At 65.2% G+C, this 2,168-nt stretch carries 1 protein-coding gene; it reads right to left on the reverse strand.

Going from position 1 to position 2,168, the window contains the following annotated elements; translation table 11 throughout:
- On the reverse strand, positions 1–2,168 hold a 2,168-nt coding region (rpoC, locus tag AC0AP0_RS12495), incomplete at both ends, for a DNA-directed RNA polymerase subunit beta' (protein ID WP_490430721.1).

Raw genomic sequence — 2,168 nt, forward strand, 5'->3', positions numbered from 1 at the left:
CACACCCCGCGGGTGGACTCGCAGGTCAGGACCGAGCGGGCCTTGACCTCCTCCACGCCGTGGGCGACCATGTCGCGCAAAACATCCATGGACAGGGCGTCGCCGCGCTTGTAAAGCACGGTCTTGCCATCCTTGGGGTCGATGACGTCGGCGGCCAGGAGCCTGGAGTAGGGTCCGCCGTCGGCGGCCTTGACCAGTACCAGGTTGCCCTGCTCGTCGCGCTCGGCCACCTTCATGGTCAGACCGCGCATGGTGCCGCAGTCCTCCTCGCGCACGATCACATCCTGCGAGACATCGACCAGACGACGGGTCAAGTAGCCCGACTCGGCGGTACGCAGTGCGGTGTCGGCCAGACCCTTGCGGGCGCCGTGCTGGGAGATGAAGTACTCCAGCACCGACAGGCCGTCGTGGTAGTTGGACTTGACCGGTCGAGGAATGATCTCGCCCTTGGGGTTGGCCACCAGGCCTCGCATACCGGCGATCTGGCGGATCTGCATCCAGTTGCCTCGTGCCCCGGACTGGACCATGATGTTCACGTTGTTGTCCGGAGTGAAGTGCTCCTGCATGGCATCAGCCACCTTGTCGGTGCACTCGGTCCACAGGTTGATCAGCTCCTGACGGCGCTCCTCGTCAGTCAGCAGACCCATGTCGTACTGGGAGTTGACCTTGGCGGCCTGCCCCTGGTACTCATTGACGATCTCGCCGCGCTCGGGCGGCACCACGATGTCGGAGAAGGCCATGGTCACGCCGGACCACTGGGCCCGGGTGAAGCCCAGATCCTTCAGGGCATCAAGGGTCGCCGCAACCTGTGCGGTCGAGTACCGAGTGGCGATGTCGTCCACGATGCCGGACAGCTTGCCCTTGGGCACCTGCTCGTTGATGAAGGGGTAGTCCACAGGCAGCGTCCGGTTGAACAGGACCCGCCCGTAGTTGGTGGCGAAGAGCCTGGAGCCGTCCTTGAAGACCTCCTCCTTGACCACGTCAGGGCTGCCGGGCTCGGGGTCGATGACCTTGAGGTCGCCGGGCTTCCAGTCCTTGGGCATGACGAAGTCGGCGGGTACCCGCAGCAGGATCTTGGCCTGCATGTCGATCTCGCCCAGGTCCAGGGCCATCCTGGCCTCGGCCAGGCTGGAGAAGATCCGGCCCTGGCCCTTGGCGCCGTCAACCACGGTGGTCAGGTAATACAGACCCAGAATCATATCCTGGGAGGGCATGGTGACCGTGTGGCCGTCAGCGGGCTTGAGGATGTTGTCGGAGGCCAGCATGAGCGAACGTGCCTCAGCCTGGGCCTCTGCCGACAGAGGCAGGTGGACTGCCATCTGGTCGCCGTCAAAGTCGGCGTTGAAGGCCGCGCAGGCCAGCGGGGGCAGGTGGATGGCCTTGCCCTCGACCAGGATGGGCTCAAAGGCCTGGATGCCCAGACGGTGCAGCGTAGGCGCACGGTTGAGCAGGACGGGATGCTCGGAGATGACCTCCTCCAGCACGCCCCAGACTTCGGGATCGCCACGGTCGACCAGGCGCTTGGCGCTCTTCATGTTCTGCGCGTAGTTGAGGTCCACCAGCCGCTTGATGACGAAGGGCTTGAAGAGCTCCAGGGCCATGGGCTTGGGCAGGCCGCACTGGTGCATGCGCAGGGAGGGCCCGACCACAATCACGGAACGGCCGGAGTAGTCCACACGCTTGCCCAGCAGGTTCTGGCGGAAGCGGCCCTGCTTGCCCTTGAGCATGTCTGCCAGGGACTTCAGGGGACGGTTGGAGGCTCCGGTGACGGGACGCCCACGGCGGCCGTTGTCGAAGAGGGAGTCCACTGCCTCCTGGAGCATGCGCTTCTCATTGTTGAGCATGATCTCGGGGGCGCCCAGCTCGATCAGGCGCTTGAGCCTGTTGTTGCGGTTGATGACGCGCCGGTAGAGGTCGTTCAGGTCGGAGGTGGCGAAGCGGCCGCCGTCCAGCTGCACCATGGGGCGCAGGTCGGGCGGGATGACCGGGACGACATCCAAAACCATGGCCTCGGGCTTGTTGCCGGTGTTCAGGAAGGCGGAGACCACCTTGAGCCGCTTGAGGGCACGGGCCTTGCGCTGGCCGGAGCCAGTGTCGATCTCGTGACGGAGCTCCTTGGCGGCACCCTCCAGGTCGAAGTCCTGCAGACGCTTCTTGATGGCCTCGGC

The sequence above is a fragment of the Bifidobacterium sp. POST2/T3 (B1) genome, assembly GCF_058197115.1.